Here is a 24,740-nt window from a genome sequence, read left to right as displayed (position 1 = left end):
CGGGGAGGGCGTATGGCTGCGGAAAGATGCATTGCATTGATCGCGCACGACCAGAAGAAGGACGACATGGCGGATTTTGCCCGCCTGCACCACCAGGCCCTGTCGCAATATCGCATCTTCGCCACCGGGACCACAGGGGGGCGTGTGCTGGAGGCTTGCCCCGAACTCGACGTGACCAGGCTGAAGAGCGGCCCGCTCGGCGGCGATCAGCAGATCGGCGCCCTGATCGCCACCGGCGAGATCGAAATGCTGATTTTCTTCATCGATCCCCTGACCGCCATGCCGCATGATGTCGACGTCAAGGCGCTGATGCGCCTCGCCACCGTCTACGACATCCCGATGGCGCTCAACCGGGCGACGGCGGAACGGCTTGCGGATTTCAGCGTTCGCCAGGAAAAAGCCGAGGCCGGTTTTTCCGGGAAGGCAAACGAAAGCAATGCCGATGGGGGGCAATGACATGCAATCGCCATTCGATACCGACCTGCACCTGCCGTTTCCGATCCTCATTGGCGATATCGGCGGCACCAATGCCCGCTTTGCGATTCTCAAGGACGCCTATGGCGATCCGCGCCCGTTTCCCATCGTCCAGACCGCCGATTTCCCGACCATCGAAGACGCGATCCAGCGAACCGTGCTCGACAAGACCTCGATCCAGCCGCGCTCGACCATTCTTGCGATCGCCGGGCCGATCAATGGCGACGACATCCCGTTGACCAATTGCCCCTGGGTGGTGCGCCCCCGCCAGATGATCGCCGATCTCAACATGTCGGACGTGCTGGTCATCAACGATTTCGAAGCGCAAGGGCTGGCGGTCGGCTCGCTGGCCGACGAGCATCGCGAGCCGATCGGCTCCGCCACCGGGGAGACACTCGCCTCGCGCGTCGTGCTGGGGCCGGGCACCGGCCTCGGCGTCGCCGGCCTCGTGCATGCACAGCACAAATGGCTTCCGGTGCCGGGCGAGGGCGGCCATATCGATGTCGGCCCGCGCACGCCGCGCGACTATGCCATCTGGCCCTTTCTGACGCCGGTCAACGATCCCGGCGCCGCCATCGGCCGGATTTCGGCCGAGGAACTGCTTTCCGGCCGCGGGGTTATGAATATCTACCGCGCCGTCTGCGGCGCCGAGGGTCAGTCCGAACTTTTCACCCAGCCGGCGGAAGTGACCAGCGCGGGACTTGCCGGCACGAATGCGATCGCGGCGGAAACGCTGTCCCTGTTCACCACCTATCTCGGCCGTGTTGCCGGCGATCTGGCGCTGGTGTTCATGGCCAAGGGCGGCGTCTATCTCGCCGGCGGCATCTCGCAGAAAATCGTGCCGGCGCTGAAGAAGCCCGAGTTCCGGACCGCCTTCGAGGACAAGGCGCCGCATTCGGCGCTGATGCGCGCGATCCCGACCTATGTGGTCACGCATCCGCTGGCGGCGCTGGCGGGGCTGGCCGCCTATGCCCAGACCCCGGCGCGCTTCGGACTGGAGACCGAGGGGCGCCACTGGCGCGGCTAATGCCCATGCCTTTCACGTCAAACCTATGGCCAAATCCGCTCCAAACCGCTATAGAGCCGCGCAGTTTTGAATGAACTGCGGGCGCTGCCCGGATCCGCATACGACAGGAAAGCCCGGCTTTTTGGAAGACCAGACCAGATCACAAAAGATCGACTCCGACACCGTTACGAGCGTCCTGAAGCGGATCATCGCGGAAAACGGTCGTGACCACTTGTGGGGGTACGCCTTCGCCATCGCCTGCCTGATGACCGTGGCGGCGACGACCGCGTTTACCGCCTGGATCATGGAATCGGTGGTGAACGAAGCCTTCGCCAACCGGCGCGCCGATCTGGTGGTGATGATCTGCATTTCGATCTTCGTCGCTTTCGTTCTGCGCGGCTTCGCCACCTATGGGGAAGCGGTGACGTTGTCGAAGATCGGCAACAACATCGTCGCCCGCTACCAGAGCCGTCTCTACGAGCATCTGATGAAGCTCTCGGTCGGCTTCTATGCCGAGTCGCGCTCGGCGCATCTGGCCGCCCAGATCAGCCAGAACGTCAACGGCATCCGTGACGTGCTGAACCTGACGGTGACCTCGACGGCACGCGACCTGCTGACGCTGGTGGCGCTCATCGGCGTGATGATCTCCAAGGACGCGATCCTGACGTTGATCGTCTTCGTCATCGCACCGCCGCTGCTGTATGCGCTGCGCTACGTCTCGCGCCGGCTGCGCACGGCGACCAAGGAAGCGGTCGAGCTGAACAGCCATGTGCAGGGCGCGATGCAGGAAACGCTGCAAGGCATCACCATCGTCAAGGCGTTCACCATGGAGCGCCAGCTTGCCGACAAGGTCAACGGCATCATCGACGCCGCCGAAAACCGCGCCAATCGCATAGCCCGCCTGACGGAGCGTACCGCGCCGCTGACCGAAACCTTCGCCGGATTGGCGATTTCCTGCGTTCTCGCCTACGCGGCGTTCCGCTCCATTTACGGCGACGTGTTGCCGGGCGCTTTCTTCGCCTTCGTCGCAGCCCTGCTGATGGCCTACGATCCGGCCAGGCGTCTGGCGCGGCTGCAGGTGCAGCTGGAGCGCGCCGTTGTCAATGCGCGCATGATCTACGCGCTGCTCGACACGCAGACCCGCCAGGCCGAGCGCGCCGATGCCAAGGAGCTGGTCGTCACCGAGGCGAAACTCGAATTCCGCGACATCGATTTCAGCTACTCGAACGGCGAGCCGATCCTGCGCAATCTGTCCTTCACCGCCGATGGCGGCAGGACCACCGCGCTGGTCGGCCCCTCGGGCGCCGGCAAATCCACCGTCATCGCCCTCATTCCGCGTTTCTACGATCCGCAGGCCGGGCAGATTTTCATCGACGGTCAGGACATTGCCCATGTGACCAAGGCATCGCTGCGCAAGCACATCGCCTATGTCTCGCAGCAACCCTACCTGTTCGAAGGCACGATCCGCGACAACATCCGCTATGGCCGCCCGGAGGCGACGGATGCGGAGATCGAGGAAGCCGCGCGCCTCGCCTATGCCCATGACTTCATTCTCGCGCAGCCGCAGGGCTATGACACGCCGGTCGGCGAAAACGGCGTGACGCTCTCCGGCGGCCAGCGCCAGCGCCTGTCGATTGCCCGCGCGCTGGTGCGACACGCGCCGATCCTGTTGCTCGACGAGGCGACTTCGGCGCTCGACAACGAATCCGAGGCGGCGGTGCAGCGGGCGCTGGACGAGGCAATGGGCGGGCGCACCGTCGTCGTCATCGCCCACCGCCTGTCGACGGTGGTCAAGGCCGACAAGATCATCGTCATGCAGGATGGCCGCGTCGCCGAAGAAGGCACGCATGAAAGCCTTGCGAAGCGGGGAGGCGGCCTTTACGCTCGCCTGAACAATCTCCAGGCGCCGCCCACCGATACCGGTTTCGAACAAAGACAGGCAGAATGATCATGAGCGAAGCGCCAATGAAGCTGGTCGTCGTCGGTGCTGCCGGCCGCATGGGCCAGACCCTGATCCGCACCATCGCGGCTATGGACGGCGTCATGCTGCATGCCGCCGTGGAACGCAGCGGTTCGCCTTTCGTCGGCAAGGATGCCGGTGAAATCGCCGGACTGGGGCCGACAGGCGTCATCATCGGCGATGATCCGCTGGCAGCCTTCCTGCATGGCGAGGGCGTGCTCGATTTCACTTCGCCGGCGGCAACGGTGAATTTCGCCGGGCTCGCGGCGCAGGCCCGCATCGTGCATGTGGTTGGCACCACCGGCTGCTCGGTCGAGGAAGAAGAGAAAATCAAAGCCGCCGGACGTCATGCGCGGGTTGTCAAATCCGGCAATATGAGCCTCGGCGTCAACCTGCTCGGCGTCCTGACGGAACAGGCTGCGCGGGCGCTTCCCGGCAATGACTGGGACATCGAAATCCTTGAAATGCACCACAAGCATAAAGTCGATGCGCCCTCCGGCACGGCGCTGCTGCTCGGCGAGGCGGCGGCGCGCGGGCGCGGCATCGATCTCGCCAATCATTCGGTGCGCAGCCGCGATGGCCATACCGGTGCGCGGCCGAAGGGCGCCATCGGCTTTGCGACGCTGCGCGGCGGCTCGGTCATCGGCGAACATAGCGTCCTGATCGCCGGCGAAGGCGAGATCGTCACCCTGTCGCACAGCGCCGGCGACCGCTCGATCTTCGCGCGCGGCGCAATCAGCGCGGCGCTCTGGGCGCGTGACAAGAAGCCCGGTTTCTATTCCATGCTCGACGTTCTCGGGCTCACGCGATAACGCTTCATCTTATTCTGTCGCATTTCCGGACGGAAAACCGCTACGCACCTTTCCTGATAATGCTCTAGGAGGCACTACATGACCGGCACCCTCGTCCTCGTCCGCCACGGCCAGAGCGACTGGAACCTGAAAAACCTGTTCACGGGCTGGAAAGACCCGGAACTGACCGAACTCGGCGTCCGGGAAGCCAATGCCGGCGGCCAGGCGCTCGCCGATACAGGCATCAAATTCGATATCGCCTTCACCTCGGATCTGAAGCGCGCGCAGGATACCTGCAAGATCATCCTCGACAAGGTCGGCCAGCCGGACCTGAAGACGATCCGCGACCAGGCCTTGAACGAGCGTGACTACGGCGATCTCTCCGGCCTCAACAAGGACGATGCGCGCAAGAAGTGGGGCGAGGAGCAGGTGCATATCTGGCGCCGGTCATACGACATTCCGCCGCCCGGCGGCGAAAGCCTGCGCGACACCGGCGCCCGCGTCTGGCCCTATTACCTGACCGAGATCCTGCCGCTGGTGCTGCAGGGCAAGAAGGTGCTGGTCGCCGCCCACGGCAATTCGCTGCGCTCGCTGGTCATGGTCCTCGACCGCCTGAGCAAGGAACAGATCCTCGAACTCAACCTCGCGACCGGCGTGCCGATGGTCTATCGCCTCAACGCCGATTCGACCGTCGCCTCCAAGGAAGTGCTGGGCGACATGTCCGGCGCCCACTGAGCGTCTCTGAATTCTTGAAATAACAAAGGCCGACGGGATGCCCTCCCGGCGGCCTTTGTCGTTCTGTCGGGCGATCAGTCCGCCGCCAGCGCCGTCACTTCGCGGCGGAAGGGCAGGGCGTCGCCGATATCCGGCTCGTCCATCTCGCGGGCGAAGCGGTGGCCGGCATAGGTGGCCCAGGCGATCGGGCCGGGCGCTTCCGCATCGCCGATCACCTTGATGGAGCGGATGCCGTTTTCGGCCCATTCGCTTTCGCTCGCCTTCAGCTCCTGCCAGAGGCTGTCGTCCTGCTGGCGCGAGGTGACCAGCACCACGGCATCGGCTGATAGCTCCGAGGTCATCCCGGTATAGGCGCAGGCCGTCGTCACGCCGCCGGCCTCGACGGAGGTCACTGCGCGGTTCAGCACGATCTCGACGCCGGCCTCGACGAGGCGGCGATGGATGGCCATCTGCTCCAGCGTGTTGCGCGTCCAGTCCGAGACATAGGCCGAGGGGGTGACCAGTGTCACCTTTGCGCCCTGGCGGGCCATCAGTTCGGCAATCACGCCGCCCATGTAATAATGGTCGTCATCGAACAGCACGACATTGCCGGTCGGAATCTTGCCGTCCATCAGGTCGTCGGGCGTATAGACCGGCATGGCCGGATCGATGGGCATCGGCACCACATGGGCGCGGGCGACGCCGTCGCGCCGCCAGGTCGAGCCGGTGGCGATGGCGACGTTTTCGAAACCGAAACCGAGAATGTCGTCGGCCGAAAGACGGCTGTCGAAATAAATGTCGACATTCTCCATCTGGCTGAGCTGGTACTGGCGGTAATCGCGCACGCGGCCCCAGGCCGAGAGGCCCGGCAGGCGACATTCGCGGGCGACGCGGCCGCCAAGCTCGGTGCCGGCCTCGGCCAGCGCCACCTTGTAGCCGCGTGAGCCGAGCGCCCGGGCGGCCTCCAGCCCGGCCGGGCCAGCGCCGACGATCAGCACCGTCTCGCTCTCGCCCTTGGCCTGCATCCGTTCGGGATGCCAGCCCTTGCGCCATTCCTCCATGAAGGTCGGGTTCTGGGTGCAGCGCGAGATCGACATGGTCATGTCGCCGGTGACGCAGATATTGCAACCGATGCATTCGCGGATATCCTCGATGCGACCTTCCTCGACCTTCTTCGGCAGGAAGGGATCGGCAATCGAGGGACGCGCGCAGCCGATGAAATCCAGCGTGCCGGACTTGATCATCCGCACCATCACATCCGGCGAGGTGAAGCGGCCGACGCCGACCACTGGCTTGGAGGTCAGTTTCTTGATGCCGGAGACCAGGCTTTCCTGCGCCGCCTCTTCCTTGAAGCGCGAGGGGCCGGAACAGTCTTCCCAGGCGCCATGCGCCAAATCCCAGAGATCCGGCAGGTCGGCATGCATCTCGATCATGTCGCGCACTTCGGAATTGGCGAAGCCGAGTTCGCCGATCATTTCGTCGAGGGACAGGCGCAGCGTCAACCCGCAGGTGTCGCCGATGGCGTCGCGGCCTTCCTCGATCAGTTCGCGCATCAGCCGCGAGCGGTTTTCCAGCGAGCCGCCATATTCGTCGGTGCGCTGGTTGGTGGCCGTCGACAAAAAGTGCTGGATGATGCCGAAGCCATGGGCGCCGTAGAGGCAGACGAGGTCGAAGCCGGCCTGTCTGGCGCGCTTGAAGGCGTTGCGGTGCCAGCGGCGCAGGTCGCGAATGTCCTGCTTGTCCATGGCGCGCGCCTGCACCGGATCGTTGGTGAAGGTGCGGATCGGCAGGGCGGAAGGGCCGCGCGGCACTTCCTTGGTGTAAAGATTCGGGCCGTTGATGCCGGAATAGGCAAGCTGGACGCCGGCCAGCGCCCCGTATTCATGCATGCACTTGGCCATCTTGGCGAGCGCCGGAATATCGGCGTCGTCCCACAGGCGCAGCTCGATGAAGGGGGTGATTTCCGAGGTGTGGTGCATTTCGGTCTGTTCGGTGAAGATGACCCCCCAGCCGCCTTCGGACTTGGTGCGGCGCATCTCGGCGGCGGCGGACGGATCGCGATACCCGCCGCCATTGCAATGCGGCACCTGATAGAAGCGGTTCTTCGCCGTCACCGGCCCGATCTTCATCGGCTCGAACAGGATGTCATAGCGTGGATCGCGCATTCGAAATTTCCCCTCATGCGGCAAGCGGATAGAACCCTTTGCAAAGGCCGGGCGCAGTGTTAGCGCAACGGCCCGCGGGGAAAACAAAAGTTTTCTTCTGCCACGCTTAGGCCATGCCTAAGGAAGCGAAGCTTGACCTGAAGCCCTGCAAAGGAAAATGCGATTTTGGCGCTTCCGGGCCTGCTGCTAGACATTGCACACAAAGAAGAAGGGGCTCCGCATGGACAGCATCGCGATTCTCGAAAAACTGGTCGCTTTCCCGACCGTCAGCCGCGATTCCAATCTCGGGCTGATTTCCTATGTCGCCAAGGTGCTGGAGGAGCACGGCATTGCCTATGAACTGATCCACGATGCGGCTGGCGGCAAGGCCAACCTGTTCGCCACCGTTGGCCCGGTGGATCGGCCGGGCGTAATGCTGTCGGGCCATACCGATGTCGTCCCGGTGGAGGGCCAGGCCTGGACCATGCCGCCTTTCGCGCTGACGCAGCATGACGGCCGTCTTTATGGCCGTGGTACGGCGGATATGAAGGGTTTCGTCGCCTGCGCCCTGCGGGCCATGGTGATGGCGGCGCGCAAGCCCCTCAAAGTGCCGCTGCATCTGGCGCTCTCCTATGACGAGGAGGTCGGCTGCCTCGGCGTGCGCAGCCTTGTCGGCATGCTGGCGGACATGCCGGTGAAGCCATGGCTCTGCCTCGTCGGTGAGCCGACCGAGATGCAGGTCGCGACCGGCCACAAGGGCAAGCTTGCCGCCCGTGCCACCTGCTGCGGCCGCGAAGGCCATTCGGCGCTGGCGCCGCTGGCGCTGAACGCGCTGCATCTCGGCTGCGATTTCGTCGGCGTGCTGCGAAACGAGCAGGACCGGCTGGCGTGCGAGGGCGCGCGCGATGCCGATTACGACATCCCCTATACCACGGTGCATGTGGGAAAAATGTCCGGCGGCGTGGCGCTCAACATCGTGCCCAATCGCTGTGAGATCGATTTCGAGATCCGCAACATCGCCGCCGACGATGCCGACACGCTGCTGTCGGGATTGCGGATGCGGGCGGAGGAGATCGTTGCCGGCGTCGCCGAGCGGGTGCCGGAGGCAGCCATCGAGATCGACGTCACCAATGCCTATCCCGGCCTCGATACGCCGGTGGCTTCGCCGGCCGTCGCCTTCGTCAAGTCGCTGCTCGGCGCCAACGGCACGATCAAGGTGGCCTTCGGCACCGAGGGCGGGCTGTTCAGCCGCGATGTCGGCACGCCGACCGTGGTCTGCGGGCCGGGCTCGATGGCGCAAGGGCACAAGCCCGACGAATTCGTCAGCATCGAGCAGATGCGCCGTTGCGACGCGATGCTGGAAGCGCTGGTCGAACGGATGGTGAGCGCCGAGTTTTAACCGTCCACCGGCTCCAGCCCGAAAACGCCCTGTTCGCCCATGAAGATGCGGCAATGGTCGATGAAAGCCTGGGTGGTCTGGGTGCGGTATTCGGCGGCCGGCACGGCGACGCCCATGGTCAGCGACCGCGCGCCGCCGCCAAGCGCGACGAAGGACAACGGCTTGCCATCCGGCGACATGGTGTTGAGCGGGCGCATATTGGCGATGCCGTAGCCGAAACCGTTGGCGACCATCGAACGCATCACGGCGATATCGCCGGTGCGTTCGCCGATGTTCGGCCGCAGCCCCTTGCCGTGGAACACGGAGAGGAAATATTCGCGGCTGAAAGGCAGGTCGAGCAGCACCATCGGCTCATCCACCAACTCTTCCAGTTCGATGGAGCGGCGGTCGGACAGCCGGTGATGGGCCGGCAGCATGACATAGGGCGGTAGCTGAACCAGCGGTTCGAAGGCCATGTCCTGCGACAGTTCCAGATCGTAGGTCAAGGCGAGATCGATTTCGCCTCGCTGCAGCATCTCGAAAAGCTGGCCCTGGTTGCGCTCGAACTGGCGGATGCGCACATCGGGATGCGCCAGTTCGAACTTGCGCCGCAGCGACGGCAGGACGATCTGCGCGAAGGTCAGCAGACAGCCGACGGTGAGCGGGCCGCGCACACGGTCGGAAATATCGCCGGCAACGGCGTGTAGGGCATCGGCATCGGCGAGGATGCGTGCTGCTTCCTTGAGGAAGACGCGCCCGCCGGCCGTCAGCGACAGGCCATGCGAATGCTTGCGCACGAAAAGCTGGATGCCGAATTCGGCCTCCAGTTGCGCGATGGAAGCGGAAATCGAGGGCGGCGAGACATTGACCTGCTCGGCGGCCTTGGCGATCGAGCCGGCCTCGCCGACGGCGACGAAATATTCGAGCTGGCGGAGTGTGAAACGTAAGGGCATGGGCCTTATGTTGCCGGTTTACGGGCGGCGATCAAGCCGCCCGACCGATCTGCTAGTACTTGATCCAGGTCGTTTTCAGTGCCGTATACTTATCGAAGGCGTGCAGCGACAGGTCGCGGCCAAAACCGGATTGCTTGATGCCGCCGAAGGGCGTCATCGGGCTCAAGGCATCGACGGTGTTGACCGACACCGTTCCGGCCCGCAGCCGGCCGGCGACGCGGTGCGCCCGCGACAGGCTGTCGGTCCACACGGAGGCGGCGAGGCCGTAGATGCTGTCATTGGCCATCCGGATCGCCTCGTCCTCGTCGTCGAAGGTGATGACGGAGAGAACGGGGCCAAAGATTTCGTCGCGCGCCAGCGTGTCCTCGGGCGAGACGTTGTCGAAGATGGTCGGCTGCACGAAGCTGCCGCGACCGTTGACCGTCACCTGCTCGCCGCCGGTGACGAGGCGGGCGCTCTTCTTGCCGGCCTCAATGAAGCGCATGACGCGGCTGGTGTGATGGGCATCGACCATGGCGCCCATCTTCGAGGCCGGGTCGAGCGGATCGCCCGGCTGGGTGAGGGCTGCGCGGGCCACCAGCTTTTCGACCAGCGCATCCTTGACGTCGCGATGCGCGAGCAGGCGGGAATTGGCCGAGCAGACTTCGCCCTGGTTGAAGAAGATGCCGAAGGCGGCCATGTCGGCCGCCGCATCGAGATCGGCGCAATCGGCAAAGACGAGGTTGGGGCTCTTGCCGCCGGTCTCCAGCCAGACCTGCTTCATGTTCGACTGGCCGGAATATTGCAGGAACATCTTGCCGACCGCCGTCGAGCCGGTGAAGGCCAGGCAATCGACATCGCGGTGGCGGCCAAGCGCCTGGCCGGCGGTCTCGCCGAGGCCCGGCACGACGTTGAGCACGCCGGCGGGCAGGCCGGCTTCCATCGCCAGTTCCGCCAGCCGCAGCGCCGAGAAGGGCGATTGCTCGGCCGGCTTCAGCACCACAGAATTGCCGGCGGCGAGCGCCGGCGCGCATTTCCAGGTGGCCATGTCGAGCGGGAAATTCCACGGCACGACCGCGCCGACGACGCCGAGCGCCTCGCGCCTGATGATGACGAGATCGCCCTCGCCGGTCGGCGCCACCTCGTCATAGACCTTGTCGATGGCCTCGGCATACCATTGGAAGATGCCGGCGGAGCCGGGCACGTCGACGGCGACGGCATCGTTGACCAGCTTGCCCATGTCGAGCGATTCGAGCAGCGCCAGCTCATGCAGGTTTTCGCGCAGCAGTTCGGCGAGGCGCAGCAACACGGCCTTGCGATGGGCGGGAGCGGCCCGTGACCAAGCGCCGGCTTCGAAGCTGCGGCGCGCGGCGGCGACCGCGAGATCGATATCCTCCTCGCCGCAGGAAGCGACTTCGGCCAGCGTCTCGCCCGTCGCCGGGTTGATGCTGGCGAAGCGCCGGCCCGAACGCGCCGGCACGAATTTGCCGTCGATGAAGGCTTGGTCGCGGAAACGGATGGCGGCGGCCTTGCCGATCCAGTCCTGATGGGTGAGGGCGGTCATCGCGGGCTCCTGAGCAGAAGGGTCATTCGTCGCCGGGAACGCCGTAGCTCGGCGCTTCCGAAGGGTTGATGGCGCGGGTTACATAGGCATCGAGCTGCGGCTTGTAGATCTCCCAGAGGTTCGACAGTTCCTCGATGGGGCAGGCGTCCGTCCAGTCGCAGCGCAGATCGGCCACCGGCCAGGAGACGTCGCGCACCAGCTTCATGCCGGCGGAGCGCACCGGGCCTACCTCGCCGCCGGCCTTCAGGCCGGCGCGCATGGCGGCGATGAGACGATCACCGAGATGGCCTTCGGAGGCGAGGAAACCGTCGACCATCGCCTGGGGAATGCCGTCATGGGCGAGCAGGTTGCCGCCGCAGGCGACATTCTCCGCCTTGGCCTCGGCCCAAATGCCGAGCGCATTCGGTCCGGAATGGATGGCCGTGCCGCCTTCGCCATCGACCACCAGAACCTGCCGATAGTCGGTATGGGCGCCCGTGCGCTTGAGGATGGCGACGGTCTCTTCGGCCGATGCTCCACGGGCCAGCAGTTCCAGCCCGCGGACGCCCAGCGTCGGGTCGGTGACGTTCTGGCTGGCGACGGCGCCGGCACCCGCCTGCGCATAGGCGCAGCGCGCCGCCACCGCCGGAGACGAGGAAGAGACGGCGACGCCGAACATGCCGGTCTTCGCGCAGCGCGCGACGATGGAGAAGGTCATGGCGGCTCAGTCCGGGATGACGGCGGTGCCGTCGATTTCCACCAGCCAGTCCGGCCGGGCAAGCGCCTGCACGACGAGGCCGGTGGAGACCGGATGCACGCCCTTGATATATTCGCCCATGGTGCGGTAGACGGCCTCGCGATGGCGGACATCGGTGATGTAGACGACCACCTTGACCAGATGTTCCATCGTGCCGCCGCATTCCTCGATGAGCTGCTTGATGTTCTGCATCACCTTGTGCGTCTGCTCGACGGGATCGTGGCTGTCGATATTCTTGGCGGTGTCGAGATCCTGCGGGCACTGGCCGCGCAGGAAGATCGTCGTGCCGCGCGCCACGACGGCCTGGCAGAGATCGTTGTCGAGCTTCTGCTCGGGATAGGTGTCCTTGGTGTTGAAGGGGCGGTGCCGGCGGTGTTGCATGGTCTTGTCCTATTCGAAGCTATGGCTGGTCAGAAAATCGCGGCAAGCCGCTTGGCGCATGCCGGCCAGGAATGTTAGGCGACGTTCCGGATCGGGCGCTGCGTCCATCGTGATCGTTCCCTTGCTCTTCGGGGGCTATTCGGCTGCGGCCTTGCGGTTTTCGGATTCCGCCTGCGCGGCATACCATTGCGCGGTGGCGCTATCGTCCTTGTGCAGCTTGGCCTTGCCGACGACCTTGTCGGAGAGCGAGGCGGCGTCCTTGACGAAACCGAGCGGGCCGTTCCAGTCGAAATTGCGGTAGACGGCGGCGAGATGCGCAAACGGCGGCGACTGGGCGAAGAGCTGGAAGGTCAGCCGATGGCCGGCATAGTCCGAGTTCAGCATGTCGCGGGCGAAGGCGAGCAGCTTGCGGCGATCCTCGGCGACCCATTCGTCGTTGATGGTGTAATACTTGTCGAGCCAGGGCTTGGTTTCCGGGTGATGGAAGGAGGCCGCATCCGGGGTGACGCAGATCTGGCCGCCGCAGAGCTCGCGGGCGATATGCATCATGTGATGCAATTGCGAGCATGCAAGGTAACGGCCGGTATAGAGCAGCGACTGGTTCGGCATCATCAGCCCGGTCGGCGATTTTTCGCCGAGCGCGATGGCGGCCGTCAGGTGCGCATTGATGTTTTCACGGTAGCAGGCCAGTTCCGATAGCTTTTCCTGCACAGCCTGCTGCTTGTCGAGGCCAGTCTGGCGCGCGTTGAACAGGGCGGCGCCGATCATCATGTCGGCGAGCTTCAGGTTGCGCTGTACGAAGGCGAAGGCCGAATAGCGGTGCAGCGTCGCGCGGATGAAGGTCGCCGCCTTGGTGTGGCGGTAGAACAGCACGTTTTCCCAAGGGATCAGCACGTTGTCGAAGATGACGATGGTGTCGACTTCGTCGAAACGGTTGGCGAGCGGATAATCCTCGGCATTGGCCCGGCCGGCGAAACCGGTGCGGCAGATGAATTTTAGGTTCGGCGAGCCGAGATCGCAGATGAAGCCGACGGCATAATCCGAATAGGCCTCGTTGCCCCAGTTGGCGATGGTCGGCTTGGTGAAGGCCTGGTTGGCATAGGCGGCGGCCGTCTCATACTTGGCGCCGCGCACGACGATGCCGGCATCGGTTTCCTTGACGACATGCAGCAGCATGTGCGGATCCTGGTCCTGCGGCGCCTTGGAGCGGTCGCCCTTGGGGTCGGTGTTGGCCGAAACGTGGAAGGGATCGCTATGCAGCACATGCGAGATGTGGTTGCGGATGTTTTCCGAGAAACGCGGATCGACCTCGTTGAGCACGTCCTGGCCGTCATAGAGCGACCACATTTCGCCGACCGTCTCGTCGCCGACGCGGGTGACGACGCCGTTGATATCGTTCAGCACGGCGTCGGTGGCGCGGCGCTTGGCCCACCAGTCGTCCTGTGTATAGGGCAGTTTGTTGCCGATGGCGTTGCGCTCGCCGTTGTCGACATAGGACATGATGTCCTGCGTCGCCGTCTCGTGCTGCATGTCGTAGATGCGGGCGCGGATATCGACCAGCGGCTTGAACATCGGATGCGTGGCGACATCCTTGACCTTTTCGCCGTTGATGAAGACTTCGCGGCCGTCGCGGATGGAATCGCGATACTGCTCGCCGGTGCGGATCATTCGGGTGTCTCCTGCAAGGGGCCGGGCAAAACCCCGGCTTGTTCTTTCCGCGCCGGGCCGGAGGCGCGCCGCGATCTTGGCGGCGACGTTATGTCGGGGTCGGCATAGGTTAAAGGAACAGTTTTCTTCGCAGGAATTAGGCTCACCCTAATCGTCAGGCTTCGGAAAATGCGATGCCGGACTTCGGAGATTCATTCTGTCTCGGGGCTGGCCCCGCCGATATCGTCGCTTTCCAGAGGGGACGGGTGCGCGTTGGCGAAAGCCGCGAAAAGATCGCCCGCCAGAGACAGCACACCTTGGTTTACAAGGGAAACGGAGACCATCTCCATGAACACGCGCGAGCGCATCAAGGCCGTCGAGATCGCCGGTGTATCGAAGGCCTATGGCCATTTCCAGGCCTTGCAACCGGTCAGCTTCGATATCTACGAGAACGAATTCTTCACCATGCTCGGCCCGTCCGGCTGCGGCAAGACCACGCTTTTGCGGATGATCGCCGGCTTCGAGCAGCCAACATCGGGCGAAATCCGCCTGCGCGGCGCCGATATTCAGGGCCTGCCGCCGCACAAGCGCCGGGTCAACACCGTCTTCCAGAACTATGCGCTGTTTCCGCACATGACGCTGGAGCAGAACATCGCCTTCGGCCTCGAAAATCTCGGCTGGGAGAAGGAGCGGCGCCTGAGCCGCGTCGCCGACATGATGCGGCTGGTGCATATGGAAAAATTCGCCGGCCGCCGGCCGCAGCAATTGTCGGGCGGGCAGAAGCAGCGCATCGCGCTGGCCCGGGCACTTGCCCCCGAGCCGGAGGTGCTGCTGCTCGACGAACCGCTGTCGGCGCTGGATCTGAAGCTGCGGCAGGCGATGCGCGACGAGCTGCGCAACCTGCAGCGCCAGACCGGCATCACCTTCGTCTTCGTCACCCACGACCAGGAGGAGGCGCTGGATATGTCCGACCGCATCTGCGTGCTCGGCGACGGCCAGGTGCAGCAACTCGGCACGCCCGCCGATATCTATGAAGAGCCGTCGAACCGCTTCGTCGCCGATTTCATCGGTGAGACCAATTTCCTCGACGCTGAAGTGCTTTCCGTGGAAGGCGACAATGCCACAGTCTCCATTCCGTTGGGCATGACAATCAGCGCGCCGCAGAAGCATGTCGCTTCGGCGGCCAGGGCGGTGCTCTCCATCCGGCCGGAAAAGATCAGCCTGCCGGCCCAGGCGGGACAGATTTCCGTCGGCGGGCGCATCGTCAGCGCCAATTATCTCGGCGGATTCACCCATTATGTCGTCGAGGCCGGGCAGACACGGCTCCGGGTTTCCAAGCGCAACAGCCAGAGCCGCAGCGGCATGTTCGAGGTCGGCCAGCCGATCCAGGTCAGCTTTGCCGCCGAATCGGCGCGGGTTCTCGGCGCATGAGCGCGCGGCGTCCGCTTTTCGGCTGGAACGTGCTCGGCCTTTTGCCGGCGCATGTCATCATGCTGCTGACGCTGATCGTGCCGGTCGGCATCATCATCCTCGTCTCCTTCTCGACGCGCGGCCCCTATGGCGGCTTCGATTACATCTTCACCATCGCCCCCTACCGGCAGATCCTGTTCAACGAGGGCTGGACGGGCGAGCTGGAGTTCAATCCGCAATATCTGATCGTCGTCGGCCGCACGCTGCTGCTGGCGCTGGCGACGACGGCGATCTGTCTCGCCTGCAGCTTTCCGGTCGCCTATTTCATTTCGCTGCAAAGCCGCGAGCGGAAGGTGGCGCTGATCTATCTGGTGACCTTGCCCTTCTGGGTGTCGATGATCGTGCGCGTCTATTCCTGGATCATCATCCTCGGCAATAACGGCGTTGTCGCCAAGGCGCTGCTGGCGCTCGGGCTTCCCGATATCGGCAGCCTGCTGTTTACCGACACGGCCATGCTGACCGGCCTCGTCTACAGCTATATCCCGCTGATGATCCTGCCGATCTTCGCCTCGATCGAGAAGCTCGATCCGGCGCTGGTCGAGGCCTCGCACGATCTCTACGGCAGCCGCTTCACGACGCTCCGCCGCGTCATCCTGCCGCTCTGCGCGCCCGGCATGCTGGCCGGCGCCATCCTCGTCTTCGTGCCCTGCCTCGGCGCGGTGCTGGAGCCGACGCTGCTCGGTGGCGGCAAGGCGATGATGATGGGCAACCTGATCCAACTCCAGTTCGGTGCGGCGCGCAACTGGCCGCTGGGGGCGGCGATCTCCATCGTGCTGATGGCGTCGGTACTGATTTTCCTGACGGTGCGCGGCCTCTCCGCCGTCCGCCGCGAAGGCCGGGAGGCCGCCCGATGAGCAAGCGTTTCTCCGTGCGCGCCTATCCGGGCTTCGGCCTGTTCAGCCTGCTGTTCTTTATCTACCTCTATCTGCCGATTGCCGTCGTCGTCTTCTATTCCTTCAATGCCAACCGCATCGTTTCCAACTGGGGCGGGTTTTCGCTCGCCTGGTATGGGGCGGCGCTGTCGAACGCGGCGTTGCTGGATGCGGTACGGATTTCGCTGATCGTCGCGGCGATCGCCACCACGATCTCGACCACGGTGGCGCTGATGGCGGCGCTGGTCATCGTGCGCGGCCGCAATGTCCGCTTCCGCCGCGTCTCCGAAACTGTCGTCAACCTGCCGCTGCTGCTGCCGGAAATCGTCGTTGCGGTGGCCGTGCTCATCCTGTTTTCGGAACTCGGCATTGCCAACGGCCTGGTGAAGCTTGTCATCGCCCACACCACCTTCTGCATTCCCTTCGCCTTCCTGCCGATCCGCGCCCGGTTGCAGGGCATGGATGCCGATCTGGAGGAGGCGGCGCGCGATCTCTATGCGTCCGGCTGGGTGGCGTTTCGCCGGGTGACCCTGCCGCTGATCATGCCGGGCGTGTTCAGCGGCGGCATGCTGGCCTTCGTCATCTCCATGGACGATTTCATCACCAGCACGCTATTGAACTCCGGCGGGGCGACGACGCTGCCGGTCTATATCTTCTCGCTGATCCGCCAGGGCGTCTCGCCGCAGCTCAATGCCATCTCGACGCTGATCATGATCGCCTCGGTGGGGCTGGCGACGCTGGCCTTTATTATCCAGCGCCGGGAATAGGCGTTTCCTAATCAGCGCCTCGGCCTTTCCAAATTTATCGAATGGCAGGTTTTGCTATCGTCCCCGGGTACAAAAAGGGGAACGACATGCACGCAAAAATACGCTTCGCCGCGCTTGCCGCGGCAACTGCCCTCAGCCTTCTCTCCGGCCCGGCCGCGCATGCCGAGGGAACGCTCGCCGTCTATGCCTGGGCCGATTCGCTCGCGCCGGATCTGATCGCCAAATTCCAGAAGGAAACAGGCATCAAGGTTACCGTCGATGCCTTTTCCTCCAACGAGGATCTGCTGACGAAATTGCAGGCCGGCTCTTCAGGTTACGACGTGGTGACGCCGTCGCAGCATTTTGTGAAGATCATGGGCGATAGCGGCCTGCTGGAGGATATCGGCGCCAATGCCATGCCTGCCTATCAGCAGGTTCTGCCGGAATGGCAGAAGCCCTGGTGGGATCCGAACGGCAGCTATTCCATTCCGCTCGCCTTCGGCAATGCCGGCTTCACCGTCAATCGCGACCTCTACAAGGGGCCGGTGGATAGCTGGAAGATCTATTTCGAGCCCGGCCCGGAATTGCAGGGCAAGATCGCCAGCCTGGCGCAGCCGGACGAGGTCATCCCCGCCGCCCAGAACTATCTCGGCATCCCCTATTGCAGCGAGGATCCGCAGGCGATGAAGAAGGTGCTCGACCTTCTGATGGCGCAAAAGCCCTTCGTCACCGCCTATTCCAGCGACAATATCGAAAACCGCATCGGCAGCGGCGAAGTCGCCGCCCATTTCTGGTGGGACGGCAACAGCCTGCGCCTGCGCCGCAACGACAAGGCCAATGTCGAATATGCCATGCCCAAGGAAGGGCTGGTCGGCTGGCTGGATTCCTATGTCGTGCCAAAGGGCGCGGCCAATATCGACAACGCCAAGAAGTTCATCAACTTCATGGCCGAGGAAGAAAACGCCACCGCGCAATACAATTACTACGGCCATTCGACGCCGATGAAGATCGATGCCGCCAAGGCGCTCTACAACAAGGAAAACGCGCCCGAGCTTTTTCCAACCGTGCCGGTGAAGATGGGCCAGGCCTGCTCGCCTGCGGCGCAGGAACTGGTGACCAAGGTCTGGACGCAACTGCTGCAATAAACGGAAAAAGGCCGCCAGGAGCCTGCCTCGGCGGCCGCCCGCCCGATCGCGTGTATGCGAAATAAAAGTTGACGGCGTCAGTCCTGTTTATATGTTCCGGCCCGGGCCAACGAAAAGGGAACGGGCAGACCATGCATGACTGCGCAACGGCAACGGGTGGAACGAGATGAGCGGCGCGGCCACGGCGGCGCCGTCGCCGCCCGCGCGTGTCGCTGACTTCGACGCGCTGCTTGCGGCCCGTACGGGCGAAAAATATGCCTATTGCCGGAGCCGCTTCCTCTGCGAAGCGCCGTCCGGCCTGCGCTGTATCGCCTGCCGCGACCTGCTCGATGCCGATCTCTTTTGCGATGTCATCGACCGCTACACGGCCAAATATGGCGTCGCCGACCGGCGAGCGGTGGTGTCGATGTGGACCATGTATTATTTCAGCATCCTGATGATCGGTGCGGCGATTTCCTGGCTGGAACTGCGCCGGCGCTTGCCGCTCGCGCTCGATGAGATGACGATCTGTCTCGATCCCGAGACCGCGGAGCCGCGCGCCTTCGTGCTGGCCGGAACCGGCGACGCCGCGCCCGATCTTTCCATTCATGCGGCGATGCATGATCTCTTCCGCCGCCACGTCGAGCCGCTGGTCGAAGCAATAGCCAATCTCGGCCACATCAGCCGCAAGCTGCTCTGGGCTAATGCTGCAGGCTATTTTTCCTGGGCAGTCATGGAAACCGGGCGGCAAACCGATCCGAAGTTGGCCGCCGAAGGCAGCGCCCTGCTCGACCAGCCGTTCTGGCCGGACGGCTGGAAAAACCCGTTGCATGGCATGATCCGGCGGGAGTGCGATGCGGAGATGGTCGGGCATGGCCGCCGGCGCGTCTGCTGCCTGCGTTATGCGCTGCCCGGCGTTCCCGGCTGCGGCATGGTTTGTCCGCTGCCGGAGGGGCGTTTCTGAAACGAAAGGCCCGGCCACCGGGACGTCCGGGGCCGGGCGCGTGTCTCTGTCGAAGGGTACGAGATCAGGCCTTGGCGGCATCCAGGCGGTCGATGGCCTTGACGTTGTCGGCGGAGGAGCCGTTCGGATCGAATTCCGAAGCAAGCCAGGTGTCGACGATGGCCTTGGCCAGTTCCGGGCCGATGACGCGGGCGCCCATGGTGATGATCTGGGCGTTGTTCGACTTGGCGGCGCGCTCGGCCGAATAGGTGTCATGGGTCAGCGCGGCGCGGATGCCCGGCACCTTGTTGGCCGAGATGCAGACGCCGATGCCGGTGCCGCAGATCAGGATGCCGCGCTCGTGCTCGCCGTCGATAATGGTCTGGGCGACCTTCTGCGACAGGTCTGCATAGAAGCCGGACTGGCTGAGGTTGACGACTTCGAGATCGGATTTGGTCTTGAGATGCGCTTCGATGACGTCGAGAAGCGGCTTGCCGGCGCTGTCTGCTCCGAGAACGATTTTCATGGGTTTGCCCTTTCTGTCCACTTGAGAGGGTGCCGGCGTTCAGCCGAGCGCCCTGGAAACGCGTGCGAGAATGTCGAGATAGCCTTCGGGATGCCAGGCGGAACGACCGATGAACAGCCCGTCGATATGCTTTTGCGAAATCAACTCCTCGCAATTGCCGGGATTGACGCTGCCGCCGTAGAGAACCGGCACGGCGACGCCGAGCGTCGCCTTCGCAACCTCGGCGATCATGCTGTGGCGTTCGTCGGCATAATCGGCGGTCGCCGGAATGCCATTGACGCCGATGGCCCAGACCGGCTCATAGGCAAGCAGCACAGGCTTGCTCCGGTCTTCGCCCTGCAGCAGCGCGAGCGCGCCCTCCACCTGGCGGCTGAGCACCGCATCCGCCTCGCCGGCCTCGCGTTCGGCCAATGTTTCGCCGATGCAGATCAGCGGCACCAGGCCGTGGCGGACGGCGGCGGCTGTCTTCAAGCCGACCGTTTTGTCCGTTTCATTGAAGAATTCGCGGCGCTCGGAATGGCCGAGTTCGACGATGTCGAGATTGCAATCCTTCAGCATCAGGGGCGACACCTCACCCGTCCACGCGCCGGCATCGTCCCAATGCATATTCTGCGCGCCGACCTTGACGCTGCTTGCGGCGAGACGTTGCTTGATCTCGCGCACCGCCGTGAAGGGCGGAATGACGAAACGCTGCACGCGCGGATCGCGCGCCGGATCGGCGTCGGCGATTGCCTCGGCGAAAGCCATGGCCTCGGCCAGCGTCTTGTTCATTTTCCAACTCGTTCCAACCCAATATGACGGTCCGGCCATCATCGTCCTCCCGAGAACGGGCACGGCGCGACAAGCCTCGTGGTTTGTCATGCTGACGTGCCTTGTCTTTCGATTGTCCGATCGCCGTCCTCGCCCGATCGACATCGCAAACATAACATCGGTATGTTATGTTTTCAATGAGTATATGATAATTTGTGATGATGTTTTGTTATTTACGGGAATCAAGACTGTGATTTTTTACCAGAGGAACTTTGGCAGGATATAATCCGGCGTGCAGCCATGTTCGGAGAACAGCCGTTGCCGCTCGGTTTCTGTCGCTTGGGCCAGGATGCCGGTGGTGACCAGCACGGAGGCGAAGCCGGCCTCGGTGGCCCCGGCGATATCATGCTCGATGCTATCGCCGACGCAGCAGATGCGGCCATCCGGCACGCCGGCCAATTCGCGGGCTATGCTGTACATGTCCGGATATGGCTTGCCGATCCAGCGCACCGTGCCGCCCAGTTCCTGATAGAGTTCCGCGATGCGGCCGGCGCCGAAGCTGGTGCCATCTCGTGTCAGCATCACCTTGTCAGGGTTGGTGCAGAGGCAGGGAACGTTGCGCCGCGCCGCCGGCGTAAGCAACGCCTCGTAGTGGGAAAGGGGATAGAGATCGCCCTCGCTGGCGGTCAGCAGGATGACCTCGGCATCCTCGCCGCTGTCGGTCCGGGTCAGGCCGAGGCCGTCGATGGCGGACGTATCGCCGTCGCGACTGATCAGCATGCAGGTTTTCGCGGTCCCGTCCTCCTTGGCCAGCATGCGCCAGGCGACCTCGCCTGAGGTCAGGAACACGTCCCAGCTTGCCGGGTCGAAACCGAGCTGCGCCAGGCGGCGGCTGTTCTCGGAAGCGCGTTTTCCCGAATTTGAGAGGATGATGACCGTCTTGCCCACCGCCTTCAGCGCCGAAAGCGCCTCCGCTGCTCCCGGATAGGGACCGCGCCCACTGAGCAGCACGCCGAACTGGTCGACCAGGAAGGCGTCGTAACGTGCCGTCAGCGCCGCCATGCCGAAGATGGGTTCGGGTTTCATCACAGGAACTCCGCGATGCGCGCGCCCTGCAGGGCCAGCCGCGCCGTGCCGGCCGCCGCGTCTTCCGAGGCTACGGCGGGGAAGGGAACGTTCAGAGTCCGGGCGCGGATAGCCGACCAGGCGGCGTTCTTCGCCCCGCCGCCGACCGTGCGCACATTGCGCAAGGCCGGGCTGCCAAGGCTTTGCAGTCGCGCATAGGCCAGTTTCTCGATGCCGGCGATGCCTTCGAAGATCGCCTGCAGGAAGCGGGCATCGTCGCGAGGGCGTGGCGTCATGCGCGGCTGGAACTGTGGATCGTTGATGGGAAAGCGTTCGCCGGGTTTTGTCAGCGGGTAATAATCGAGCCCGGTCGGCTGCGTTGCATCGATGGATTTCGACAGTTCTGCAATGCGGGCATCCGAAAAATGGCTGGCGAGCACGATGCCGCCACTGTTCGAGGCGCCGCCGGCTAGCCAGTGGTCGCCAATGCGATGGCTGTAAAGCCCGTATTCCGGGGCGAACAGCGGCCTCTTGGAAAGCAGCTTGATCGTCATCGTCGTGCCGAGTGCCGTGACGCCGTCGCCCGGCTTGTCGGCGCCGGTGGCGAGGAAGGAGGCGCAGCCATCCGTGGTGCCGGCAACGACGAGGGTTTTGGGCGAGAGTTTGAAACGCGCGGCTGTTTCGTTCGAGATATGGTCGAGCGGCGCGCCGGCGGGAACCACCTGCGGCAATAGCCCCATGTCGAGGCCGGTTTCAGCGATCCAGTCCGGCCAACGCCGCGCAATCGGGTCGTAGCCGGTTTTCAAGGCGTTGTTTTCATCGGATATTTCGTAGCGGCCGATCAAGCGGCCGGCCAGCCAGTCAGCCTGATGCAGGATACGATGCGGCGAGACCCGGCTCTGAAACCACAACGCCTTCGCCAGTCCCGAGGTACTGCCATGGACGGCGCTGTCCTGCGGCGCAAGTGCGGCGATGCGCGACAGGATCGCCTTATCCTCGACCGGGTCGTTATACATCATCGGCCGCGCCAGCGGCCCGCCTTTCTCGTTGACCGGCAACAGCGTGCCGGAGGTGCCGTCTATGGCGATTGCCCTGACGCGGCCGGGATCGACGGCAGCGAGCACGAAGCCGAGAGCCGTGTCCACCGCTGCGGCCCAAGCCTCCGGGGCACGATGGTCGTCGGAAAAATCGGCCAGCTTCGCCATACCGGAGGCGGCGACGCGACGGTCGAGGCCCATGGCGACGGCGCGGGCGCCGGACGTGCCGATATCGATGCCGATGACCAGCGGCAAATCGATCATGAGATGCCCCGTTCATTGCGGTTCAGCGCTTGCCGGTATTTTTCCGCGTCCCAGCCGAGCAGTTCGGCATTTTCGGCATCGGTGAGGTAGCGTATCGGCGCATCGGCGGGAATGTGGGCGGTGACGTCGGCGAGGCAGCGCGCCAGCGCCAGCGCACCGAGGCTGATATCCTTGCGCACCAGAACGCCCTGAGCCGGAAACAGCAGGAGCGGCGGCGGCGTCAGGCCGTTGACGGCGAAGCCGGCTTCGATGTCGTGGGCCGTCTCATCCGGCTCGGCAATCGTAACGCACTGGCCCAGAAAAATCACATGATCGGGATACAGGCTCCCGCCGCCGGCAATCCGGCAATTGTCGGGATCGGTGGCGGAGGCGTGCAGGTCGTCTTCGTCCGGCAAAACATAATTGCTGCCGGCCGCGCGGCGCATCAGCGCCGGCTTGTCGGCCGGCGGTGCTGAACGGACCGGCCAGGCCAGCCGGGCGCAGGCGCGTTCCAGCAAAGCGCGCGCCGCCTCCACCGTTTCGGCGGCGACCACCAGCCCGTGGTTCCCGAGCACCAGCACGCAGGTATCCTCCTCAAGGCGCGCGGCAATGGTGCGGGCTAGCGGCAGGCCGGGGCGGATATAGGGCACATAGGCATGGGGAATATCGTGCAACCGCTCGGCAGTGACGCGTTCTGCCTCCTCCAGAGCCGCGGTGGCGATGGTCTCGACGCAATGCACATGCACCACGACCTTCTGCGGCATCAGTGCATGCACGGTGGTTTCGATGGAAGGGCGCAGTCCGGAGGGATTGCGCTCGGCGATGACGAAATCCTGCGCCTGTTCCGCCGCCGGATTGCCGCGCGCCAGCGCTTCGAGCAGGGGTTCGAGCGCCACCGGCACCATAACGTCGCGTTCTCGCGCATGCGCCAGCCACAGGCCTGACGCCTTGATCCACAGGATGCCGCTTTCCTTCAGCGAGGTATTGCCGCCGGCAGCCTGCACCAGTTTCGGATCGGCGCCGATTTCGGCGGACAGATCCAGCAATGCCTCGAACTCACTCGATCCCATCCTCCGTCTCCGCCTATGTTTTCAGCCCGTAGCCATGAAATTCGCGCACCACCCGGTCGATCTCTTCCTCGGAGAGCAGGACCGGACCGCCGATCAGCAGGCTATGGTAATATTGCTTGGCGATGGTTTCCAGTTCGACGGCCGCCCACATCGCCTTGTCGAGGCTGGAGCCGGTGGCCAGCATGCCGTGATTGGCCATCAGGCAGGCGCTACGGCCCTCCATCGCCTTGAGCACATTGATGGAAAGCTCCTTGGTGCCATATTTCGCATAGTCGCAGACCCGCACATCCGATCCGCCGAAGGCGGCGATCATGTAATGGCAGGGCGGGATCGGCTTACGGGCGATGGCGAGGATGGTGGCATACATGGAATGGGTATGCACCGTCGCCATCACCTCCGGTCGCGCCTTGAGGATGTCGAGATGGAAACGCCATTCGACCGAGGGCTTTTTCGGCCCGTCCCAGGCGCCGTATTCGCCGTCGACCGGCATGGAAGCGATCATGTCCGGCGTCAGCGTGTCATAGGCGATGCCGGAAGGCGTGATCAGCATTCGGTCGCCATGGCGCACGCTGATATTGCCGGACGTGCCTTGGTTGAGGCCGGAGGAATTCATCCAGCGGGCCTTGTCGATGATCGCCATGCGCAGGCGGGTTTCGTCGTCCATGCGTCTCATCCTTGGGAGGAATTTTTTCGCTGCTGTTTATCAGCTCTTTCGTTGCGGCTCGCAACTTTTTCATCGGGGTGTGAAAATTCTCGTCCAGGATGGATGGACAAATCGCTTTACGTCGGGACATACACGCATTGACGGAAATTTTCGCGATTGCGATAGAAAACCATCAATTGGGCCGAAAACATGGTTGAAGAGACCCCTGAAAAGATCATCCGCTATGCGGAGCTGCTGTCGGAAAAGCTGACATCGCTGCGCCATGCGCTCTATCCGCCGGAGGCGCGCAAATCGTTGCGCACCTTCACGACGCTGGAGGTGGCGCGGATGCTCGGCCTTTCCGAATCCTCGATCCGCACCATCGATCTCGCCGGCGAGGGGCCGGAGCCGATGCGGCTGGCGAATGGCCGTCGCGCCTTCACGCTTGCCCAGATCAATGCCCTTCGGGCGCAATTTTCCGCCCGGCGCAGTAATCCGGCCGATGCGCTGGATATCTTTCCGCG

At 64.0% G+C, this 24,740-nt stretch carries 23 protein-coding genes and 1 pseudogene; 12 read left to right on the top strand and 12 right to left on the bottom strand.

Annotated elements, in window-relative coordinates; translation table 11 throughout:
- The first annotated feature begins 12 nt into the window (after positions 1-12).
- From P7F60_RS15140 to P7F60_RS15120, 5 genes are all read left to right on the top strand, one after another.
- Positions 13-456: a methylglyoxal synthase gene (locus P7F60_RS15140; RefSeq protein ID WP_277918576.1), complete on the top strand. Its 444-nt coding sequence runs from the start codon at positions 13-15 to the stop codon at positions 454-456.
- A 1-nt stretch (position 457) separates the two neighbouring features.
- Complete coding sequence (locus P7F60_RS15135) at positions 458-1,501, top strand: glucokinase (RefSeq protein ID WP_277918575.1); 1,044 nt, start codon at positions 458-460, stop codon at positions 1,499-1,501.
- 70 nt (positions 1,502-1,571) lie between these two features.
- On the top strand, positions 1,572-3,428 hold the full coding sequence (locus tag P7F60_RS15130; RefSeq protein WP_277918574.1) for an ABC transporter ATP-binding protein: 1,857 nt from the start codon (positions 1,572-1,574) through the stop codon (positions 3,426-3,428).
- A 2-nt stretch (positions 3,429-3,430) separates the two neighbouring features.
- Positions 3,431-4,252 (top strand): 4-hydroxy-tetrahydrodipicolinate reductase, encoded by an 822-nt coding sequence (gene dapB / locus P7F60_RS15125; protein WP_277918573.1) that lies wholly within the window; start codon positions 3,431-3,433, stop codon positions 4,250-4,252.
- A gap of 78 nt (positions 4,253-4,330) precedes the next feature.
- Positions 4,331-4,966 carry a 2,3-bisphosphoglycerate-dependent phosphoglycerate mutase gene (locus P7F60_RS15120; RefSeq protein ID WP_277918572.1) on the top strand — a complete coding sequence of 212 codons (636 nt, stop codon included), beginning with the start codon at positions 4,331-4,333 and terminating at the stop codon, positions 4,964-4,966.
- A gap of 74 nt (positions 4,967-5,040) precedes the next feature.
- Here P7F60_RS15120 and P7F60_RS15115 read toward each other — a convergent pair whose 3' ends face one another.
- On the bottom strand, positions 5,041-7,110 hold the full coding sequence (locus tag P7F60_RS15115) for an FAD-dependent oxidoreductase (protein WP_277918571.1): 2,070 nt from the start codon (positions 7,108-7,110) through the stop codon (positions 5,041-5,043).
- A gap of 220 nt (positions 7,111-7,330) precedes the next feature.
- Between P7F60_RS15115 and argE the strand changes: the two genes are divergently transcribed.
- Positions 7,331-8,488: an acetylornithine deacetylase gene (argE, locus tag P7F60_RS15110; RefSeq protein ID WP_277918570.1), complete on the top strand. Its 1,158-nt coding sequence runs from the start codon at positions 7,331-7,333 to the stop codon at positions 8,486-8,488.
- Here the strand turns inward: argE and P7F60_RS15105 are convergent.
- From P7F60_RS15105 to P7F60_RS15085, 5 genes are all read right to left on the bottom strand, one after another.
- Positions 8,485-9,420, bottom strand: a complete 936-nt coding sequence (locus P7F60_RS15105; RefSeq protein ID WP_277918569.1) for a LysR family transcriptional regulator — start codon at positions 9,418-9,420, stop codon at positions 8,485-8,487. The two genes, argE and P7F60_RS15105, sit on opposite strands and share 4 nt — an antisense overlap.
- Before the next feature lie 52 nt (positions 9,421-9,472).
- Positions 9,473-10,963 (bottom strand): aldehyde dehydrogenase, encoded by a 1,491-nt coding sequence (locus tag P7F60_RS15100; protein ID WP_277918568.1) that lies wholly within the window; start codon positions 10,961-10,963, stop codon positions 9,473-9,475.
- A 22-nt stretch (positions 10,964-10,985) separates the two neighbouring features.
- On the bottom strand, positions 10,986-11,660 hold the full coding sequence (locus P7F60_RS15095) for a DUF1028 domain-containing protein (protein WP_277918567.1): 675 nt from the start codon (positions 11,658-11,660) through the stop codon (positions 10,986-10,988).
- A 6-nt stretch (positions 11,661-11,666) separates the two neighbouring features.
- The gene (locus tag P7F60_RS15090; protein WP_277918566.1) at positions 11,667-12,080 is read right to left on the bottom strand and encodes a RidA family protein; all 414 of its coding nucleotides are present in this window, start codon (positions 12,078-12,080) and stop codon (positions 11,667-11,669) included.
- 135 nt (positions 12,081-12,215) lie between these two features.
- Positions 12,216-13,748, bottom strand: a complete 1,533-nt coding sequence (locus P7F60_RS15085; protein WP_277918565.1) for a 4-hydroxyphenylacetate 3-hydroxylase family protein — start codon at positions 13,746-13,748, stop codon at positions 12,216-12,218.
- Positions 13,749-14,075: 327 nt separating this feature from the next.
- Here P7F60_RS15085 and P7F60_RS15080 point away from each other — a divergent pair, with 327 nt between their 5' ends.
- From P7F60_RS15080 to fhuF, 5 genes are all read left to right on the top strand, one after another.
- Positions 14,076-15,158 carry an ABC transporter ATP-binding protein gene (locus P7F60_RS15080; RefSeq protein WP_277918564.1) on the top strand — a complete coding sequence of 361 codons (1,083 nt, stop codon included), beginning with the start codon at positions 14,076-14,078 and terminating at the stop codon, positions 15,156-15,158.
- Positions 15,155-16,051: an ABC transporter permease gene (locus P7F60_RS15075; protein WP_277918563.1), complete on the top strand. Its 897-nt coding sequence runs from the start codon at positions 15,155-15,157 to the stop codon at positions 16,049-16,051. The genes P7F60_RS15080 and P7F60_RS15075 overlap by 4 nt, the downstream gene beginning before the upstream one ends.
- Positions 16,048-16,836 (top strand): ABC transporter permease, encoded by a 789-nt coding sequence (locus P7F60_RS15070; RefSeq protein ID WP_277918562.1) that lies wholly within the window; start codon positions 16,048-16,050, stop codon positions 16,834-16,836. Before P7F60_RS15075 ends, P7F60_RS15070 begins: the two co-directional genes overlap by 4 nt.
- Before the next feature lie 86 nt (positions 16,837-16,922).
- The gene (locus P7F60_RS15065; RefSeq protein WP_277918561.1) at positions 16,923-17,960 is read left to right on the top strand and encodes an extracellular solute-binding protein; all 1,038 of its coding nucleotides are present in this window, start codon (positions 16,923-16,925) and stop codon (positions 17,958-17,960) included.
- 166 nt (positions 17,961-18,126) lie between these two features.
- Positions 18,127-18,903 carry a siderophore-iron reductase FhuF gene (gene fhuF / locus P7F60_RS15060; protein ID WP_277918560.1) on the top strand — a complete coding sequence of 259 codons (777 nt, stop codon included), beginning with the start codon at positions 18,127-18,129 and terminating at the stop codon, positions 18,901-18,903.
- Between the two features lie 64 nt (positions 18,904-18,967).
- On the opposite strand, the gene P7F60_RS15055 is transcribed toward fhuF, so the two are convergent.
- The 6 genes from P7F60_RS15055 to P7F60_RS15030 form a co-directional block, all read right to left on the bottom strand.
- Positions 18,968-19,408, bottom strand: coding sequence for an RpiB/LacA/LacB family sugar-phosphate isomerase (locus P7F60_RS15055; RefSeq protein WP_277918559.1), 441 nt, complete (start codon positions 19,406-19,408; stop codon positions 18,968-18,970).
- 39 nt (positions 19,409-19,447) lie between these two features.
- Complete coding sequence (locus P7F60_RS15050) at positions 19,448-20,218, bottom strand: triose-phosphate isomerase (protein ID WP_277918558.1); 771 nt, start codon at positions 20,216-20,218, stop codon at positions 19,448-19,450.
- Positions 20,219-20,416: 198 nt separating this feature from the next.
- Complete coding sequence (locus tag P7F60_RS15045; RefSeq protein ID WP_277918557.1) at positions 20,417-21,244, bottom strand: TIGR01459 family HAD-type hydrolase; 828 nt, start codon at positions 21,242-21,244, stop codon at positions 20,417-20,419.
- Positions 21,244-22,524: an FGGY-family carbohydrate kinase gene (locus P7F60_RS15040; protein ID WP_277918556.1), complete on the bottom strand. Its 1,281-nt coding sequence runs from the start codon at positions 22,522-22,524 to the stop codon at positions 21,244-21,246. Before P7F60_RS15040 ends, P7F60_RS15045 begins: the two co-directional genes overlap by 1 nt.
- The gene (locus P7F60_RS15035) at positions 22,521-23,573 is read right to left on the bottom strand and encodes a class II aldolase/adducin family protein (protein WP_277918555.1); all 1,053 of its coding nucleotides are present in this window, start codon (positions 23,571-23,573) and stop codon (positions 22,521-22,523) included. Before P7F60_RS15035 ends, P7F60_RS15040 begins: the two co-directional genes overlap by 4 nt.
- 13 nt (positions 23,574-23,586) lie before the next feature.
- Positions 23,587-24,246 (bottom strand): class II aldolase/adducin family protein, encoded by a 660-nt coding sequence (locus P7F60_RS15030; RefSeq protein ID WP_277918554.1) that lies wholly within the window; start codon positions 24,244-24,246, stop codon positions 23,587-23,589.
- A gap of 180 nt (positions 24,247-24,426) precedes the next feature.
- Between P7F60_RS15030 and P7F60_RS15025 the strand changes: the two are divergent.
- Positions 24,427-24,740: pseudogene (locus P7F60_RS15025) on the top strand (plasmid partitioning protein RepA); the annotation flags it as partial.

Origin of the sequence: Rhizobium sp. YJ-22, from assembly GCF_029601685.1 — a bacterium.
Lineage (GTDB): Bacteria > Pseudomonadota > Alphaproteobacteria > Rhizobiales > Rhizobiaceae > Metarhizobium.
This window is presented reverse-complemented; position numbering and strand designations above follow the sequence as displayed.

Bases quoted from the DNA above. Each gene is read 5' to 3' on its own strand.
- P7F60_RS15140 (WP_277918576.1), top strand. From the start codon at position 13: ATGGCTGCGGAAAGATGCATTGCATTGATCGCGCACGACCAGAAGAAG.
- P7F60_RS15135 (WP_277918575.1), top strand. From the start codon at position 458: ATGCAATCGCCATTCGATACCGACCTGCACCTGCCGTTTCCGATCCTC.
- P7F60_RS15130 (WP_277918574.1), top strand. From the start codon at position 1,572: ATGAACTGCGGGCGCTGCCCGGATCCGCATACGACAGGAAAGCCCGGC.
- dapB (WP_277918573.1), top strand. From the start codon at position 3,431: ATGAGCGAAGCGCCAATGAAGCTGGTCGTCGTCGGTGCTGCCGGCCGC.
- P7F60_RS15120 (WP_277918572.1), top strand. From the start codon at position 4,331: ATGACCGGCACCCTCGTCCTCGTCCGCCACGGCCAGAGCGACTGGAAC.
- P7F60_RS15115 (WP_277918571.1), bottom strand. From the start codon at position 7,110: ATGCGCGATCCACGCTATGACATCCTGTTCGAGCCGATGAAGATCGGG.
- argE (WP_277918570.1), top strand. From the start codon at position 7,331: ATGGACAGCATCGCGATTCTCGAAAAACTGGTCGCTTTCCCGACCGTC.
- P7F60_RS15105 (WP_277918569.1), bottom strand. From the start codon at position 9,420: ATGCCCTTACGTTTCACACTCCGCCAGCTCGAATATTTCGTCGCCGTC.
- P7F60_RS15100 (WP_277918568.1), bottom strand. From the start codon at position 10,963: ATGACCGCCCTCACCCATCAGGACTGGATCGGCAAGGCCGCCGCCATC.
- P7F60_RS15095 (WP_277918567.1), bottom strand. From the start codon at position 11,660: ATGACCTTCTCCATCGTCGCGCGCTGCGCGAAGACCGGCATGTTCGGC.
- P7F60_RS15090 (WP_277918566.1), bottom strand. From the start codon at position 12,080: ATGCAACACCGCCGGCACCGCCCCTTCAACACCAAGGACACCTATCCC.
- P7F60_RS15085 (WP_277918565.1), bottom strand. From the start codon at position 13,748: ATGATCCGCACCGGCGAGCAGTATCGCGATTCCATCCGCGACGGCCGC.
- P7F60_RS15080 (WP_277918564.1), top strand. From the start codon at position 14,076: ATGAACACGCGCGAGCGCATCAAGGCCGTCGAGATCGCCGGTGTATCG.
- P7F60_RS15075 (WP_277918563.1), top strand. From the start codon at position 15,155: ATGAGCGCGCGGCGTCCGCTTTTCGGCTGGAACGTGCTCGGCCTTTTG.
- P7F60_RS15070 (WP_277918562.1), top strand. From the start codon at position 16,048: ATGAGCAAGCGTTTCTCCGTGCGCGCCTATCCGGGCTTCGGCCTGTTC.
- P7F60_RS15065 (WP_277918561.1), top strand. From the start codon at position 16,923: ATGCACGCAAAAATACGCTTCGCCGCGCTTGCCGCGGCAACTGCCCTC.
- fhuF (WP_277918560.1), top strand. From the start codon at position 18,127: ATGAGCGGCGCGGCCACGGCGGCGCCGTCGCCGCCCGCGCGTGTCGCT.
- P7F60_RS15055 (WP_277918559.1), bottom strand. From the start codon at position 19,408: ATGAAAATCGTTCTCGGAGCAGACAGCGCCGGCAAGCCGCTTCTCGAC.
- P7F60_RS15050 (WP_277918558.1), bottom strand. From the start codon at position 20,218: ATGGCCGGACCGTCATATTGGGTTGGAACGAGTTGGAAAATGAACAAG.
- P7F60_RS15045 (WP_277918557.1), bottom strand. From the start codon at position 21,244: ATGAAACCCGAACCCATCTTCGGCATGGCGGCGCTGACGGCACGTTAC.
- P7F60_RS15040 (WP_277918556.1), bottom strand. From the start codon at position 22,524: ATGATCGATTTGCCGCTGGTCATCGGCATCGATATCGGCACGTCCGGC.
- P7F60_RS15035 (WP_277918555.1), bottom strand. From the start codon at position 23,573: ATGGGATCGAGTGAGTTCGAGGCATTGCTGGATCTGTCCGCCGAAATC.
- P7F60_RS15030 (WP_277918554.1), bottom strand. From the start codon at position 24,246: ATGAGACGCATGGACGACGAAACCCGCCTGCGCATGGCGATCATCGAC.